Here is a 17,722-nt window from a genome sequence, read left to right on the forward strand (position 1 = left end):
TCTACTGAAATACAACCATTTCAGTTCATCAAATGATATCATTTCATATTTCTTTCATTTCCTTATAAATTCCTATCGTAAAAAAATAACAACCTACTTGTAAATAGGTTGTTACCGTTACATAGAAAATTATAAAGTCTATGTTTTCATTTGTCGAAAAGAAAGTCTTACTCAGATACTTTCTCTTCGCTTGGCACGTAGTTTAATAATTCCGCATCAATTTCTTCTAATGCTTTCCCTACAAATTTATGAGAAACTGGTTTTTCAACAGCACAATCGTCCGCTAGTTGCATTTCACGAGCGCGCTTCGCTGCTACTGTTACTAATGTATACTTAGAGTCGATTTTTTTTAGTAATGAGTCAATTGATGGATTTAACATATTATATACCCTCCGTCATTTCCTTATAATATTGTGCTACTCTTTCGCGGCGACAATGTTCGCCAACCACAATTGCTTTAATTCGTTCACAAGCTAATTCAACTTTATCGTTTTCTACAACATAATCATAAGCGTCCATCATTTCAATTTCTTCTTTTGCTACAGTTAAACGATTTGCAATTACTTCTTCCGTCTCCGTACCACGCCCTACGATTCTATTTTTCAATTCCGATAGGCTCGGAGGTGCTAAGAAGATAAACACTCCTTCTGGGAATGCTTTCTTTACTTGCATTGCTCCTTGTACTTCAATTTCTAGAAATACATCTTTTCCTTCTGATAAAGTCTTTTCAACATAGTCAATCGGCGTTCCATAGTAATTTCCAACGAACTCTGCCCATTCAAGTAACTGGTCGTTACGAATCATTTCTTCAAATTCTTCTCTTTCTTTAAAGAAATAATCTATACCATCTATTTCACCCTCACGTGGTTTACGAGTCGTTACTGAAATAGAGTAATGAAATTGTGTATCTTTATGACTGAACAATTCTTTACGAACTGTTCCTTTTCCAACGCCCGAAGGTCCTGAAAGAACAATGAGCAACCCTCTTCTACTTCTCATAAATATGTAAAACCTACCCTTCCTCACTTAAATCTTCTTTATTATTTAAACGATGTGCAATCGTTTCTGGTTGAATTGGACTTAGTACAACATGTCCATCATCCATAACAATAACCGCCCTTGTTTTCCTCCCATACGTAGCATCAAGTAGTGCATTATGCTCACGCGCTTCCTGTACCGTTCGTTTAATAGGAGCTGATTCCGGACTTACAATAGCAATAATTCGATGAGCAGATACGATATTTCCATATCCAATATTTAAAAATCGCATGGCCATAATTTGTGCCTCCTCGTAAGTCTATCCGATTTCTCTACCACGTATAACTTTATATCTTTTTTGACAGCTATTCAATATTTTGTACCTGTTCACGAATTTTTTCAAGGTTATTTTTCATTTCCACGACATATTTTGAAATCGTTAAGTCGTTTGCCTTAGAACCAATTGTATTAATTTCCCGGTGCATTTCCTGTACAATGAAGTCCATTTTTCTGCCAACAGGCTCCTGTAGTTCGAGTGCCTCGCGAAATTGGTCTAAGTGACTTTGCAATCTGACTAATTCTTCATGAATATCCGAGCGCTCTGCAAACATTGCCACTTCTGTAAGCACTCGTTGTTCATCTAAATCTTGGCTATGTATTTCTTTTAAGCGATTTTCTAATCGTTCACGATATCTTTGAACAACAATTGGTGCGTGCGGAATAATTGCATTCACACAATTGTGAATCTCTTGTAAACGATGTGCTATATCTTTATGTAATCGTTCTCCTTCGCCGTCTCTCATTGTTTTTAACATATGCGTAGCTTGGCGAACAGCCTCATATAAACTATGCTCAAATTGTTCATTTACATTTTCCACTTCTTCAATCGCCGTTACTTCTGGCATTGTCATTAATTGTTGTAGGGTAATAGAATCCTGTAATTGAAATTTCATTTTTACATCTTCCATAATGGATTTATATTGATCGAGAAGCGACCAATTCACACTTAATTTTCTTTCTACAAGTCCTTCCCCAGTAATACTAATAGACACTTCAATACGTCCGCGTCGAACTTTCTCCGCAATAATTTTACGAATTTTATCTTCGAAAACCATCATTTGTTTCGGAAGTCGAATGTTCATCTCTAAAAAGCGATGGTTCACTGACTTCATTTCTACTGTAATTTGAAAGGCATCCTTTTCTACTTTCGCCCTTCCAAAACCTGTCATACTAGAAATCATCTTTATCACATCCAAGCCATGAAATAACTCAATGAAAAAGGTAATAGAGATATCACTCTACTACCTTTTGTAAATTATATCACATTTTCATTTCATTGACTATTTCAAGTTTAACCCTTTCTTATATAACAATGACTTTTTCTTTTTCTCGTTATTTCCTGTCAATAACGAGCCTACTAATAAAAATGTTGGAATAGAGGATAACCCTACAATTAATAGCCAATCTCTTGCTTGAATTGGCAATGTACTAAAGATTGGTTGCAATGGCGGATAATAAATGACCACAAGCATCAATAGGATGGAAACAATGACCGCACCAACTAAATATATATTTCCAAACGGATTTCGGTGGAACACAGAGTGTTCACTACGACAGTCAAATACATGAATAAGCTGCGCTAACACAAGCGTCGCAAATGCTACTGTTTGTGCATATTTTAATTCATTCGGATGTTGATTATAAGCAATAATAAATGCTAATAAAGTAACTGCTCCAATTAAAAATCCTCGACTGACAATTTTCCATGCAAGTCCTCTTGCAAATACTCCTTCTTTCGGATGTCTTGGATTTCGTTTCATCACATCCCCTTCAGGAGCATCCAACCCTAATGCCATCGCTGGTAACCCATCCGTTACTAAATTCACCCATAAAATTTGAATCGGAACCATCGGAAGAGGTAGCGCAAGCAACATCGCAAATAACATCACTAAAATTTCTCCAACATTTGATGCTAATAAATATCGAATAAATTTCCGAATGTTTTCGTATATATTTCTTCCCTCTTTAATAGCTGCTTTAATAGTAGCAAAGTTATCATCTAACAATACAAGAGAAGAGGCTTCTTTTGCCACATCCGTTCCCGTCATTCCCATTGAAATTCCAATATCCGCAACTTTAATAGCTGGTGCATCATTTACTCCATCTCCTGTCATCGCTACAATATGTCCTTTATTTTGAAGTGCTTTCACAATTTTTAATTTATGCTCTGGAGAAACACGGGCAAACACATACGTATCTTCCACAATATCCTCCAGTTCGTCTACTGTCATATTCGCAAGTTCTATCCCTTCTATCACGCGACCGTTCCGTGGTAAAATCCCTAGTTCTTCAGCAATAGCCATTGCTGTTACTTTATGATCCCCTGTAATCATTACGGTTTTAATGCCTGCTTCTTTACATTCCTGTACAGCCTGCTTAACTTCAGGTCTTGGTGGATCGATCATTCCTTGAATTCCAACAAGCATAAAATCTTTCTCTATTTCTTGTTCATCATGAATTGGATCTGTTACTTTTAATGGTTTAAAAGCAACAGCAATGGTTCTAAGTGCTTGACTTCCAAGGCTATGAATTGCCGCTTGCACTTCCTTGCGATACAACTCACTGAAAGGCTGTTGTTTATTCCCCCATAAAATCGTTTGACTCTTTTGTAAAAGCACGTCTGGAGCACCTTTTGTCACGACAAACTTCTTGCCATCACGATCGCGAACAATGATACTCATCATCTTACGAGTGGAATCAAAAGGAAACTCGTGAATAATTTCAAAATTCCCTTTTAATGCTTCTCGAGAGATTCCAGCCTTCATAGCTACTGCAACAAGAGCTCCTTCTGTTGGATCTCCATCTAACACATATTCTTTCTTCTTTTTCACAATTCGGGCATGATTGCATAGACAGCCAAATGTTAATAATTGATACAAAGATTTTGTATTTTCTGGATCAATCTTCTCTTCACCTTTCATAAAAGATCCTGTTGGCTCATATCCTTTCCCAGTAACCTTCCATAATTCACCACCTGACCACATATGCGTTACCATCATTTTATTTTGTGTCATCGTCCCTGTTTTGTCGGAACAAATCACCGAAGCACACCCTAGCGTTTCCACCGCTGGCAATTTGCGTACAATAGCCTTTTTCTTAATCATGCGCTGTACGCCAAGCGATAAAGCAACTGTAACAATAGCTGGTAACCCTTCCGGAATTGCTGCAACGGCAAGCGACACTCCCGCTAAAAACATATGATAGACTTCATTTCCTTGATATACACCAGCCAATACAACAAGCGCTGTTAAAATAAGCGCAACAACAATTAAAATCTTTCCAAGTTGTTCTAATCTTCTTTGTAAAGGTGTTTCCATCGGTTCTGCATTTTGCAACATATTTGCAATCTGCCCCATAGCTGTATTCATACCCGTTGCGACTACAACTCCTATTCCAGACCCCCTCGTAATCATCGTTCCCATAAACGCTATATTTTTTTGATCACCAATTGCGACATCTTGCCCACTTAATGCTTCTACTTTCTTTTGAACAGGCACAGATTCCCCTGTTAATGCAGATTCTTCAATATATAAACTCGATGTTTCAACAAGGCGAACGTCTGCACCAATACGATCGCCGCTAGAAAACCTAATAATATCTCCAAGAACAAGTGCCTTAGACGGTGCTTTTATCCATTTTCCATTTCGTAAAACTGTCGCTTGCGGGGCGGCTAACTCTTTTAATGCCTCCAATGATTTTTCAGCTTTTCTCTCTTGAAAAAAGCCGAGAATTCCATTGAGAATAACGATTGCGACAATTGCGATTGAATCGATATATTCTCCCAAAAAGGCAGAAATGATTGTCGCTCCAAACAATACAAGAACCATAAAATCTTTAAACTGAGCTAGAAATACAAGAAATGCAGAAGGCCGCTTTGCTTCCTGTAACTCATTTGGACCAAACTTCTTTAGACGTCCTTCTGCTTCTTGTTCTGAAAGGCCTGTCTTCACATTCGTATTCGTTCTCTCCTCCACTTCATGCGCACGCATTTCATACCAATTCATTTCGCTATCGACCTCCTGATTGCAGACATGCTCTAATGAAAGCTTATTCAGCCTCGTCCAAAAAAATGCTATAATTAACATTTAGTTAGAAAGGAGTGTTCATCATGGCATTCGATGGATTATTTACAAGAGCGATTACACATGAGATTTCAAATTCTCTGCAAACGGGGAGAATTTCAAAAATATATCAACCTTCAAAATATGAAATTTTATTACATATTCGCGCGCATGGAAAAAATCAAAAATTAATTCTGTCTGCTCATCCGACATATGCTCGTATGCATATAACAACACAAAATTATGATTCACCAGCATTACCACCCATGTTTTGCATGTTACTTCGCAAACATTTGGAGGGAGGATTTATTGAAAAAATCGAGCAAATCGATTTAGAACGAATTATTCAAATTACTGTCCGTAGCCGTAATGAAATTGGCGATGAGTCACTAAAAACATTAATCATTGAAATAATGGGGCGCCATAGTAACATCATTTTGATAGACGAAAAAACAAATATGATTTTAGATAGTTTGAAACACGTTTCTTTAGCAGTAAATCGTCATCGCACTGTATATGCTGGAGCTGAATACGTTGCACCACCAGCACAACATAAAATCAATCCACTACACATTGAAACAGAAGAAGAATTGATTCGGCCGCTGGACTTCCTATCTGGAAATATGGATCAACAACTTGTCGGAGCTTTCATGGGAATTTCTCCACTATTTGCAAAAGAAGTGGTCAAAAAAGCTGGTATGGTAAATGAAAAAGCAGTATCCGAAGCTTTCTTCAGCTTACAAAAGCCATTAAAAGAACATCAATATATACCAACAATGATTACTGCGAACGGAAAAGAGTTCTTTTATCTATTTCCACTTTCTCATTTGCAAGGAACTGAAAAGACTTTCTTATCCATTAGTGAATTATTAGATCGATTCTTCTTTGGTAAAGCAGAACGAGATCGCGTCAAACAACAAGCTCATGATTTAGAGCGATTTATGCATAATGAGAAGGCGAAAAATGAAAAGAAATTAATCAAGCTAAAAAGAACATTACAAGATGCTGGAAAAGCGGATAAATATCAATTGTTTGGAGAGCTTTTAACAGCGAATATATACGCGATCAAAAAAGGTGACAAAGAAGTGGAAGTTATAAACTATTACGATGAAAATGGCGGAACAGTAACGATTACATTAGATCCATTTAAAACACCTTCAGAAAATGCACAGCGCTATTTCCAAAAGTATCAAAAAGCAAAAAATTCTGTGGCAATTGTCAAAGAACAAATTGAAAAAACAAAGGAAGAGATTCTCTATTTTGACAGCTTACTTCAACAAATGGACGCCGCCTCTTCAAAAGATATCGAAGAAATTCGTGAAGAACTAGCTGAAGAAGGATACCTTCGTAACCGCAAAGCGAAACATGTAAAGAAAAAGCCAACAAAGCCATTATTAGATAAATATATTGCAAGTGATGGAACCGAAATTTTAGTTGGCAAAAACAATAAACAAAATGACTATTTGACGACAAAATTTGCGCGTCGTGATGAAATCTGGTTACACACGAAAGATATACCAGGTTCTCACGTGGTCATTCGCTCTGTAGAACCGTCGGAAGAAACATTACTAGAAGCTGCGAAAATTGCAGCGTATTACAGTAAAGCGAAAAATTCTAGTTCAGTTCCTGTAGATTTCACGAAAATTCGCCATGTCAAAAAACCAAGTGGTGCAAAGCTTGGGTTTGTTACATATGATCATCAACAAACACTATATGTAACGCCTGATGCTGACACTGTAATGAAATTAAAAGCTTAAATATACAAAAATGCGCTGCTTATAAGCAACGCATTTTTGTATTCCTTTCCATTACCTCCTCTCCCCATTAACTAATTCATAATATCTTTCGTTTCTCACTTTATATATCGGCAAAAAGATTGACAGTATGTATATACAGTGCAATTCAAGTCAATGTTTTTCATCCTTCACTGATTAAAGTTTCACCTTATCTCAAACTGTTCCTTTAAATCAATACGTATCATCTGGGACATTAAGTATCGTTGGCGTTATTACTGGTTTAGACGGATCCGGTTTTTCAGGCATTTCTCTTGCTGGATCGATTGCAAACCTTTTCGGCACAGCACTTGGTCATGGAACAACTACATTAACAGCACTTGGACCAATCGCTACAATATGGACTTGGGGGCAGTGCTTTAATTCCTTGGGCGCTTATTCCTGCCGCTGCGATTTGTAAAGTCGATCCGTTTGAACTTACACGCCGAAACTTTTTACCAGTTGCAATTGGCTTAATTGTCAACACGATCGTTGCGATGTTTATTCTATAACGTAAGCAAGCATTCTCTTGCCTACGTTTTTTCATTATAAAATTCATCATAAATTACTGACTTGCAAAAGGGATTATTTATATGTTAGCGAAATTATATTAAGAGAGTATTTATTTTAAAGCGTTTACGAAAAACAGATTACTTCAATTCGAAAAGGAGACCTAATTATGAATGAATTGATTTTCGTCTTATTAATTTGTCCATTCCTTATCTTTATCGTTTCTGTTATGGGAACACGTAGAACGAAAACATATTACGTAATGCCCATTGTAACGTTTGCTAGCTTTTTAATAATAGGTGTTATCTCCTTTACTCCAAAATTTTTCTTTTGGGTTGGCATGTACAGCATCTTCTCATTTATTATTTCTTACATGACTCTCTTGTTTGTAAGAGGATATGAAATTGCGGAAAGTGCTAAGTAGTTATTAATCAGGAATTGGTAAAGATAATGAGGAACAACAAATTGAAAAATTTAACACTTCGAAATGAAAGATTGCTATTATTGGCAATCGATTAGAGACTGATGCAATGAGTAGTACAGCAGTTAGAAGGCAAGAAATATAGTTAAATCGGGATAACTCGCAACTCAAGTGCGATGCTCCTACTATATCTTCTTTACATGAAGTTTTAACGATGATAAAAAACGACCGCGTTCCCCGCAGTCGTTCTTTTCGTGTTACGCTGTAATCCAAGCCTCGTCAGCTGGATTTTTGCGCCATTCTTGCAGTTTTTTCATTTCAGCTTGTCCAATCATACCTTTTTCTTCCGCCACTTGAGTTAATGTGCTATAGTCGCTTAAAGAATATGACGCTACATTAGCTGCCGCTAGTTTTTCTTTTCCTGCTTCAAGCTCATATGTGAAGATTGATACGATTCCTAATACTTCACAACCTGCCTCACGAAGCGCTTCTACGCAAGTAATCGCACTACCACCAGTTGAAATAAGATCTTCTACTACAACTACTTTTTGACCTTTTTCCGCTTTTCCTTCAATTTGGTTTCCTTTACCGTGACCTTTTGCTTTACTACGTACGTAGCACATTGGTAAATTCATACGATCGCTTACCCATGCAGCATGGGCAATACCAGCAGTTGCTGTTCCTGCAATAACTTCTACAGTTGGGAAGTGTTCTTTAATTAATTCCTCTAATCCCGCCGCAATTGCTTGACGTACTTTTGGGTACGATAAAGTTAGGCGATTATCACAATAAATTGGCGATTTCATACCAGAAGACCAAGTGAATGGATCATTTGGTTGTAAAAATACTGCTCCAATTTCTAATAAATGCGATGCGATTTCTTTTTTCATACTGTTACACCTTCCCACTGTTGTTTTACTGTTTGATATGCTTCAAGCGGATTTTCTGCTTTTGTAATACTACGTCCAACCACAATGTAACTTGAACCAAGTTCCCTTGCACGTTTAGGTGTTGCTACGCGCACTTGGTCATTCACATCATCGCTTGCAAGACGAATCCCCGGTGTTACTGTTACAAATTCGTCTCCGCATACTTCACGTAACTTTGGTACTTCCAACGTTGAACATACAACGCCATCAAGTCCACTTTCTTTCGTTAATTTTGCGTAATGAGCAACCGCTTCTTCTAACGTTTTCTCAATGCCAATCTCTTTTTTCATCATAACTTCCGAAGTACTTGTTAATTGTGTAACTGCAATACAAATCGGTCTCTCTTTTCCTTCTTGCTTACCTTCCTCTAATCCCTCAAGCGCTGCTTTCATCATACTGCTCCCCCCAGCAGCATGAACATTTACCATGTCAACATCTAGACTAGCTAGGCTGCGCATAGCGCTTTTTACTGTATTTGGAATATCATGAAGTTTTAAATCTAGAAATATTTTATGTCCTTTTTCTTTTAAGTACGTAATAATTGCTGGGCCTTCTTTATAAAACAATTCCATACCCACTTTGACAAATAACTCTTCCCCTTCAAAGTGTTGTAAAAATTGTTCTACCTCTTTTTTCCCTGGAAAATCTAGTGCAACAATTAGCGACTTTGACATACTTGTTTCCAGCTCCTTCCTTGACATTCCGAAATGTGTCCAAATCCTAATTCATCTAATAACGATGGTAATTCCTCAATAATGGTTGGGCATACGAGCGGATCAACAAAGTTTGCTGTACCAACCGCAACTGCACTTGCACCAGCATAGAAGAATTCAATAACATCTTCTGCTGACTCAATACCACCCATTCCAATAATTGGAATATCAACCACTTGGCTTACTTCATGTACCATGCGAATTGCTACCGGTTTAATTGCAGGACCTGATAGTCCGCCTGTACGGTTTGCTAAAATTGGTTTTGCTGTTTTTAAATCTAGACGCATACCAAGCAATGTATTAATCATCGTTAACCCGTCCGCACCTGCATTTTCAATTGCCTTCGCAATCTCGACAATGTTTGTCACGTTCGGTGACAATTTCACATATACCGGCACTTCAGAAACCTCTTTTACTCGCTTCGTTAAATCAGCAGCAATTTCAGGATTTGTACCAAAAGCGATACCTCCCGTTTTTACATTGGGACAAGAAATATTTAATTCTAGTGCATGAACATTCGGTGCTTTTGAAATTTTCTTTGCTACTGCTACATAGTCTTCAACTTGTGAACCTGCAACATTCGCTATAATTGGAAGATCAAATTGTTCTAACCATGGTAATTCAGAGCCCATTACCTTTTCTAGCCCTGGATTTTGAAGCCCGATTGCATTTAACATACCACCTGGTGTTTCCGCCACACGTGGCGTCGGATTTCCATATCGTGGTTGTTCCGTCGTTGCTTTAATCATGATTGAGCCCAGTACATTTAAATCATAAAACTGAGCATATTCACGACCAAATCCGAAGCAACCAGATGCTGGGATGATTGGATTTTTTAATGATAATCCTGGTAATTCAACTTGTAATCTGTTCATAGTACAACCTCCCCGATTGGAAACACAGGTCCATCGCTGCACACTTTTTTATAAGAATGTCCGCTTGGATCTTCTTGTAAGTGACATACGCACGCGAAACATGCTCCAATCCCGCATCCCATACGTTCTTCTAGTGAAATGTAGGCTTTTTTCTCTTTATAACGCCCTTCTAATGCACGCAGCATTGCTAAAGGTCCACATGAGTATAAAATATCAAAGTCAATTCCATAGTTATCTATTACATCTGTTACAAACCCTTTTGTACCATGTGTACCATCAACGGTTGCAACATACGTATCACCAAGTTCTGCAAACTTTTCTTCATAGAAAACAACATCTTTCGTTTGAAATCCTAAGATGTGAATAACACGTACCCCTTTTGCAACAAGGCGTTGCGATAGCTCATAAAGTGGTGGCACACCAATTCCGCCTCCTACTAATAGAGCTGTTTGTCCAGCTTCTGCTTCTTCTACCGGAAATCCATGTCCGAGTGGTCCTAATACATCTACTAATTCACCTTGTTTTCTTTTTGCTAATGTTTTTGTTCCTTGTCCTTCCGCACGATATAGCATTGTAAATTCGTTTTTTTCTTGATCGACATTACAAATGCTAATTGGGCGGCGCAGAAGGGGGGTAATCCCCTCTGCTACCTTAATGTGTACGAACTGCCCTGGTTCGTTCATTTGCTGTACAAGATCACCTTGAAGCACTAATTCATAAATGTTTTTTGCGATTTCTGTTTGGTTAACGACGATCATATTTTGCTTTTGCATCATGCATGTACCACCTCGTGACGCGTTGTTGGCGCGATTTCTTTCATTGTGTGAGCTGAGAACGTCATAGATTCTAGTACTCGTAAAATTGCTCTTGTTGTATCAAGTGATGTTAAGCAAGCTACACCATTTTCCACAGATTCTCGACGAATGCGGAACCCATCACGCGCTGGTTGTTTTCCTTTTGTTAATGTGTTAATAACAAACTGTGCTTTTCCTTGACGAATAATATCAAGTAAGTTGTAATCTTCAGAGTCAATTTTATTTACAACTTGCACCGGAATGTTTTGCTCTGTTAACGATTTTGCTGTTCCTGCTGTTGCCAATAAGTTATAGCCAATTTCATGGAAGCGTCTTGCGATTTCAATCGCTTCTTCTTTATCTTTATCCGCAACTGTAATAATGACAGATCCATGTGTTGGAATGCTAATTCCCGCAGCAACTAATCCTTTATATAATGCTTTTTCAAGCGTTAAATCTTTCCCCATTACTTCCCCTGTCGATTTCATTTCAGGTCCTAATGTTGTATCAACAGAGCGCAGTTTTGCAAACGAGAATACTGGCGCTTTTACATATACTTCGTTATCTTCTGGGTGGTAACCAGTTTCATAACCTTGTTCTACAAGATTTTTACCTAAAATGACTTTCGTTGCGATGTTTGCCATTGGAACACCTGTAATCTTGCTTAAGAACGGTACTGTACGGCTCGCACGTGGGTTTACTTCAATGACATACACTTCATCTTTGAAGACTACAAATTGGATATTTAGTAATCCAACAATGTTTAATCCTCTTCCAAGTGCAATTGTATTTTCAATAATTTGTTCCTTCACTTTCGCTGATAGGCTTTGTGGAGGATATACTCCGATTGAATCACCAGAGTGAACACCAGCGCGTTCAATATGTTCCATAATACCTGGAATGTATACATTTTCACCGTCAGAAATTGCATCCACTTCAATTTCTTTCCCAACCATGTAGCGGTCAATTAATACCGGGTGATCTGCATGTACTTTTACTGCATTTTTCATATAGTGAAGCAGTTCTTCTTGACGATACACAATTTCCATTGCACGTCCACCAAGTACGTAAGATGGTCTTACGAGTACTGGATAGCCAATTTCTTCAGCAATTGCTACCGCTTGCTCTACTGTTGTTGCTGTTTTACCAACCGGTTGTGGAATACCAAGCTCTGTTAATGCTGCTTCGAACTTATCGCGGTCTTCAGCACGATCTAAATCTTCAAGAGATGTTCCTAAAATTTTCACACCGCGCTCTGCTAATTTTGCCGCTAAGTTAATCGCTGTCTGTCCACCGAATTGTACAATAACACCTTCTGGCTTCTCTAAATCAATGATGTGCATAACATCTTCAATTGTTAATGGTTCAAAGTACAATTTATCAGAAATACTGAAGTCTGTTGAAACTGTCTCTGGGTTATTATTCACAATAATTGCTTCGTAGCCAGCTTCTTTAATTGCCCATACAGAGTGAACTGTTGCATAGTCAAATTCAACCCCTTGACCGATGCGGATTGGTCCAGAACCTAGTACCATTACACTTTTACGCTCTGTAACGATTGATTCGTTTTCGTCACCATATGTGCTGTAGTAGTAAGGCGTTGCAGATTCGAATTCTGCTGCACAAGTATCTACCATTTTAAATACTGGCATCATGCCATTTTCTTTACGTGTAGCGTAAATTTCACATTCTGTTTTATTCCAAGCAGACGCAATGTAATGATCACTAAAGCCCATTTCTTTTGCTTCTCGTAATACTTCCATGTCTCCAACATTCGCTTTTACTTTTCGTTCCATATTTACGATGTTTTCGATTTTTTGTAAGAAGAAGAAGTCCATTTCGCACCATTCGTGAATCTCTTCTTTCGTTACACCTTGGCGAATTGCTTCTGCTACAATAAACAGACGCTCATCATCCGCTTTTATAATACGTTTTTTCATTGTTTCTTTATCAAGTTCTTTTAAGTGATTTAGCTCTAGATGATAAATACCAAGTTCTAGAGAGCGAACGGCTTTTAATAATGATTCTTCTAAGTTACGTCCGATTGACATAACTTCACCCGTTGCTTTCATTTGTGTTCCAAGCGTTCTATTTGCTGATTCAAACTTGTCGAAAGGCCAGCGTGGAATTTTCGAAACAACATAGTCTAATGCTGGCTCAAAGCACGCATATGTTTTTTGTGTTACTGGGTTTACAATTTCATCTAATGTTAAACCGACTGCAATTTTTGCTGCTAATTTCGCAATTGGATATCCCGTCGCTTTTGATGCTAAGGCAGATGAACGACTTACACGTGGATTTACTTCAATTACATAGTATTGGAAGCTATACGGATCTAGTGCAAGCTGAACGTTACATCCCCCTTCAATTCCTAGTGCACGAATAATTCTTAATGACGTATTACGCAGCATCTGATATTCTCGATCACTTAATGTTTGACTCGGTGCTACAACAATAGAATCCCCTGTGTGCACACCAACTGGGTCGATGTTTTCCATGTTACATACTACAATGGCATTGTCATTTGCATCACGCATTACTTCATATTCAATTTCTTTAAAGCCAGCGATGCTTTTTTCTAATAAACATTGTGTTACTGGGCTATGTTTCAAACCACTTGTTACAATTTCAATTAACTCTTCTTCGTTGTGGCAAATTCCACCGCCTGTTCCGCCTAACGTAAATGCTGGACGAACAATGACTGGATACCCAATCTCTTTAACAAATTCATATGCTTCATCAAGTGTATGGACAATTTCACTTGGTGGTGTTGGTTCGTTCAATTCTTGCATTAATGTACGGAATAAATCACGATCTTCCGCTTGCTCAATTGCTGATAATTTCGTTCCTAAAATTTCAACTCCACACTCTTCAAGCACACCCGATTTGGCAAGTTCAACAGCCATATTTAATCCTGTTTGTCCGCCAAGTGTCGGCAAAATTGCATCTGGACGCTCTTTACGAATAATGCGACTTACAAATTCTAGTGTTAATGGCTCAATATATACTTTATCTGCTGTTGCAGTGTCCGTCATAATTGTTGCTGGGTTCGAGTTAACAAGGATTACTTTATAGCCTTCCTCTTTTAAAGATTGACAAGCTTGCGTTCCAGAGTAATCAAACTCCGCTGCTTGCCCAATTACAATTGGTCCTGATCCGATTACTAAAATTGTGTTAATGTCTAGGCGTTTTGGCATAACTCTTCCCCTTCTTTCTTAAAGTTTGCAATCATTGTTAAGAAATCTTCAAATAAGTCATTTGCATCTTCTGGTCCTGCTGATGCTTCTGGATGATATTGTACTGTAAATGCTGGGAACTTCTTATGACGAAGTCCTTCTACTGTTCCATCATTTAAAGCAACGTGTGTAATCTCAAGGTCTGTTCCTTTTACAGATTCCTCTTCTACTGCATACCCATGGTTTTGAGAAGTGATAGCTACTTTTCCAGTTTCAAGATGTTTTACTGGATGGTTTAATCCGCGGTGACCAAATTTTAATTTCACTGTATTTGCACCTGATGCCAAGGCAAATAGTTGATGCCCAAGGCAAATACCGAATAAAGGTACTTTTCCAATGATTCCTTTTAACATTTCAATCGCTTCTGGTACATCTTTTGGATCCCCAGGTCCGTTACTTAACATAATTCCATCTGGGCTTAAGCGTAAAATTTCTTCTGCCGATGTATTGTAAGGAACAACAATGACATCGCAATCACGCTTATTTAATTCGCGTAAAATACCGTGCTTCATTCCGAAATCAACAAGGACAACGCGGTAACCACGACCTGGGCTTGGATATGGATCTTTTGTTGATACACGCTTTACATGATCTGTAAATACTGTAGCTCTTAATTGACTGACAATATAATCTACATCGACATCCATATTACAAAGACGTCCGCGCATTGTTCCATATTGACGAATTTTTCTCGTTAATTTTCTCGTATCAATTCCTGATAATCCTGGAATATTTCGTTCTTTTAAATACTCATCTAACGAATTTTCATTACGGAAGTTCGATGGATGATCGCAAATTTCATTTACAATTAAACCGTGTACAGATGGTTGAATCGATTCAAAATCATCACGGTTAATACCATAGTTTCCGATCAATGGATACGTAAATGTTACGATTTGACCGCAGTATGATGGATCAGATAATGTTTCTTGGTATCCGGTCATACCAGTTGTAAATACAACTTCACCTGATTTTTCAATCTCTCCGCCGAATCCTTTTCCAATTAATACTGTTCCATCTTCTAAGATAAGCTGTCTTTTCATACTAATGCACTCTCCTTTTGCCATACGATCTTCCCGCCCACTAATGTCATAACTGGCCATCCTTGACACTTCCAGCCTGCAAATGGCGTATTTTTTCCTTTTGATAAGAATGTTGTTGGGTCAATTTTTTCTTCTTGTTCTAAATCAAGAATGGTAATATCAGCTGCTCTTCCTTCTTTTAGACGTCCTGTTTCTAAACCAAATGTATCTGCTGGCTTTTCTGTTAAGAATTGGATAAGCTGTTCTAATGTGATAATTCCTTTTTTCACAAGGTTTGTATATAGTAATGGGAACGCTGTTTCAAAACCAGTAATTCCAAATGGTGCTCTTTCAATGCCTTGTGCTTTTTCTTCTGCTGTATGCGGTGCATGATCCGTTGCAATGATGTCGATTGTTCCATCTAATAAACCTTCAATGAGTGCTTCTTGGTCTTCTCTTCCTCGAAGTGGTGGGTTCATTTTAAAGTTGGGATCAACAGATGGGATATCATCTTCACATAGCACTAAGTGGTGTGGTGTTACTTCTGCTGTTACTTTAATACCTGCACGTTTTGCATCACGAATTACTCGCACTGACCCTTTTGTACTTACGTGACAAACATGATAGTGACAATCTGCCGCTTCCGCTAGTAAAATGTCCCTGGCAATATGTACAGATTCACATACTGATGGGATACCGTTTAATCCATGTTTCTCAGAAAATTTCCCTTCATGTACACAACCTTTATTAATAAGCGTATTTTCTTCGCAATGGGCAACAACTGCCATATTTAATTTAGCTGCACGCTTCATAGCCGCTAACATCATACTTGCATCTTGTACGCCTACTCCATCATCAGTAAATGCGAATGCTCCAAGTTCTTTTAACGTTTCAAAGTCCGTCATTTCAGAACCTGCTTGACGCACTGTAATTGCACCATATGGCAGTACATTTACATGTGCTTTTTCCTGAATTCGTTTTTGTAAATCTTCCATATGCTCTTTACTATCTGGCACTGGGCGTGTATTTGGCATCGCACAAATTGTTGTAAAGCCCCCTTTTGCTGCTGCAAGTGTACCAGTTTCAATCGTTTCTTTATGTTCACCACCTGGTTCGCGAAGATGAACGTGTACATCTACTAATCCAGGTGCGATTAATTTTCCATTTACATCGATTACTTCAGCATTTTCAGCCGAAATATTTTTCGCTATTTTCGCAATTTTACCATCTTGTACAAGAAGATCTGTTGCCACGATTGTTCCTTCTTCATTTAAGTAACGTCCATTTTTAAACAAATAATTCATGTTTCATTCCTCCTAATACATTTGGTAATGCGCGTTTTAAAACAGCCATTCTTACGTAAACTCCATTTTCCATCTGTTTGAATATGCGAGAACGTTTACACTCAACAAGTTCACTTGCAATTTCTACATCACGATTTACTGGAGCCGGATGCATAATAATGCTTCCTTCTTTCATGCGTTCTTCTCGTTCCATTGTTAACCCATGGTTTTCATGATACTCTTTCATGATGTCTGTTTCATAATGATCATGACGCTCATGCTGTACACGAAGTAACATCATCACATCAACTTCTGGAATAAGTTCATCTAAGCTTCTATATGTTCCGAATGTATTTGTTTCATCTTTCCACTCTTCAGGACTAGCAAAGTAAATTGTTGCACCTAATTTCGTTAATGCTTCTGCATTCGAGCGTGCCACTCGGCTGTGACGAATGTCTCCTACAATCGCAATCTTTAATCCTTCAAATCTCCCAAACTCTTGTTTAATTGTTAGAAGATCTAACAAACATTGCGTCGGGTGATTTCCACATCCATCACCTGCATTTAAAATAGGGATATTTACTTTATCTTTTAGCTCATCAAAGTAGCGATCTTGCTGATGGCGGATGACTACTGCTTTGGCTCCAATCGATTCTAGTGTTCTTATCGTATCGTATAACGTTTCTCCTTTTTGTACGCTAGAAGAATCTGCTGAGAAGTTTAATACTTCTAATCCCAATCTCTTCTCAGCAACCTCGAAGCTAAATCTTGTTCTCGTACTATTCTCAAAAAACAAGTTTGCTACAAATGTTTGCTCTGTCGCTTTTCTTTCTTTTCCATTCGCGAAATCTTCTGCATCTTTTAGGATTTCTGAAATTTCTTCCTTCGATAATTCACTCATCGTTAACAATTGGCTCATTGTCATCCCTCATCTTTCTGATTTTTATGATAACACCTTTTGCATTTATATACTAACAATCGCATAAAAACACCCTAGTCATGCGAGACTAGGGTGCAAGAAAGAAGCCACCCTTTTCTGTCTCGCAGGACTGATTTAAAAGGTTCGTT

At 38.0% G+C, this 17,722-nt stretch carries 15 protein-coding genes and 2 pseudogenes; 4 read left to right on the forward strand and 13 right to left on the reverse strand.

Translation table 11 applies throughout. The features are described from left to right. Nucleotides 1-167: 167 nt before the first annotated feature. The 5 genes from rpoZ to MR056_RS00385 all read right to left on the reverse strand — a co-directional run bounded on the left by rpoZ (nt 168) and on the right by MR056_RS00385 (nt 5,042). On the reverse strand, nt 168-380 hold the full coding sequence (gene rpoZ, locus MR056_RS00365; RefSeq protein WP_012094966.1) for a DNA-directed RNA polymerase subunit omega: 213 nt from the start codon (nt 378-380) through the stop codon (nt 168-170). Between the two features lies 1 nt (nt 381). Then, nucleotides 382-999: a guanylate kinase gene (gmk, locus tag MR056_RS00370; RefSeq protein ID WP_012094967.1), complete on the reverse strand. Its 618-nt coding sequence runs from the start codon at nt 997-999 to the stop codon at nt 382-384. Between the two features lie 13 nt (nt 1,000-1,012). After that, the gene (gene remA / locus MR056_RS00375; protein WP_001251456.1) at nt 1,013-1,276 is read right to left on the reverse strand and encodes an extracellular matrix/biofilm regulator RemA; all 264 of its coding nucleotides are present in this window, start codon (nt 1,274-1,276) and stop codon (nt 1,013-1,015) included. A gap of 67 nt (nt 1,277-1,343) precedes the next feature. Then, a complete protein-coding gene (locus MR056_RS00380) occupies nt 1,344-2,219 on the reverse strand; it encodes a YicC/YloC family endoribonuclease (protein ID WP_087099019.1) in 876 nt (291 codons plus the stop codon). 99 nt (nt 2,220-2,318) lie between these two features. After that, the gene (locus tag MR056_RS00385) at nt 2,319-5,042 is read right to left on the reverse strand and encodes a calcium-translocating P-type ATPase, SERCA-type (RefSeq protein WP_087099021.1); all 2,724 of its coding nucleotides are present in this window, start codon (nt 5,040-5,042) and stop codon (nt 2,319-2,321) included. A gap of 104 nt (nt 5,043-5,146) precedes the next feature. Between MR056_RS00385 and MR056_RS00390 the strand changes: the two genes are divergently transcribed. The 4 genes and pseudogenes from MR056_RS00390 to MR056_RS00405 form a co-directional block, all read left to right on the forward strand. Continuing rightward, on the forward strand, nt 5,147-6,856 hold the full coding sequence (locus MR056_RS00390; RefSeq protein ID WP_087099023.1) for an Rqc2 family fibronectin-binding protein: 1,710 nt from the start codon (nt 5,147-5,149) through the stop codon (nt 6,854-6,856). A gap of 187 nt (nt 6,857-7,043) precedes the next feature. Continuing rightward, nucleotides 7,044-7,383 (forward strand): annotated as a pseudogene (locus MR056_RS00395) (MFS transporter); the annotation flags it as partial. 167 nt (nt 7,384-7,550) lie between these two features. Beyond that, nucleotides 7,551-7,805, forward strand: a complete 255-nt coding sequence (locus MR056_RS00400) for a YbeF family protein (RefSeq protein ID WP_012094971.1) — start codon at nt 7,551-7,553, stop codon at nt 7,803-7,805. A gap of 54 nt (nt 7,806-7,859) precedes the next feature. Then, nucleotides 7,860-8,070: pseudogene (locus tag MR056_RS00405) on the forward strand (hypothetical protein); the annotation flags it as partial. Here MR056_RS00405 and pyrE read toward each other — a convergent pair. The 8 genes from pyrE to MR056_RS00445 are packed head-to-tail and all read right to left on the reverse strand — an operon-like array spanning nt 8,060 to nt 17,573. Next, complete coding sequence (gene pyrE / locus MR056_RS00410; RefSeq protein WP_012094972.1) at nt 8,060-8,692, reverse strand: orotate phosphoribosyltransferase; 633 nt, start codon at nt 8,690-8,692, stop codon at nt 8,060-8,062. The pseudogene MR056_RS00405 and the gene pyrE sit on opposite strands and share 11 nt — an antisense overlap. Next, a complete protein-coding gene (gene pyrF / locus MR056_RS00415; RefSeq protein WP_012094973.1) occupies nt 8,689-9,405 on the reverse strand; it encodes an orotidine-5'-phosphate decarboxylase in 717 nt (238 codons plus the stop codon). Before pyrF ends, pyrE begins: the two co-directional genes overlap by 4 nt. After that, entirely contained in the window at nt 9,390-10,319 is a 930-nt protein-coding gene (gene pyrD / locus MR056_RS00420; RefSeq protein ID WP_012094974.1) for a dihydroorotate oxidase B catalytic subunit, read from the reverse strand. The genes pyrF and pyrD overlap by 16 nt, the downstream gene beginning before the upstream one ends. Then, nucleotides 10,316-11,095 (reverse strand): dihydroorotate oxidase B electron transfer subunit, encoded by a 780-nt coding sequence (pyrK, locus tag MR056_RS00425; RefSeq protein WP_012094975.1) that lies wholly within the window; start codon nt 11,093-11,095, stop codon nt 10,316-10,318. Before pyrK ends, pyrD begins: the two co-directional genes overlap by 4 nt. After that, on the reverse strand, nt 11,092-14,310 hold the full coding sequence (gene carB / locus MR056_RS00430; RefSeq protein WP_048721946.1) for a carbamoyl-phosphate synthase large subunit: 3,219 nt from the start codon (nt 14,308-14,310) through the stop codon (nt 11,092-11,094). Before carB ends, pyrK begins: the two co-directional genes overlap by 4 nt. After that, nucleotides 14,295-15,392, reverse strand: a complete 1,098-nt coding sequence (locus MR056_RS00435) for a carbamoyl phosphate synthase small subunit (protein WP_041809918.1) — start codon at nt 15,390-15,392, stop codon at nt 14,295-14,297. Before MR056_RS00435 ends, carB begins: the two co-directional genes overlap by 16 nt. After that, nucleotides 15,389-16,675: a dihydroorotase gene (gene pyrC / locus MR056_RS00440; RefSeq protein ID WP_012094978.1), complete on the reverse strand. Its 1,287-nt coding sequence runs from the start codon at nt 16,673-16,675 to the stop codon at nt 15,389-15,391. The genes MR056_RS00435 and pyrC overlap by 4 nt, the downstream gene beginning before the upstream one ends. Continuing rightward, nucleotides 16,659-17,573 (reverse strand): aspartate carbamoyltransferase catalytic subunit, encoded by a 915-nt coding sequence (locus tag MR056_RS00445; protein WP_012094979.1) that lies wholly within the window; start codon nt 17,571-17,573, stop codon nt 16,659-16,661. Before MR056_RS00445 ends, pyrC begins: the two co-directional genes overlap by 17 nt. Nucleotides 17,574-17,722 lie beyond the last annotated feature (149 nt).

This window comes from Bacillus cereus group sp. BfR-BA-01360, assembly GCF_022663595.1.
GTDB lineage: Bacteria > Bacillota > Bacilli > Bacillales > Bacillaceae_G > Bacillus_A > Bacillus_A cytotoxicus.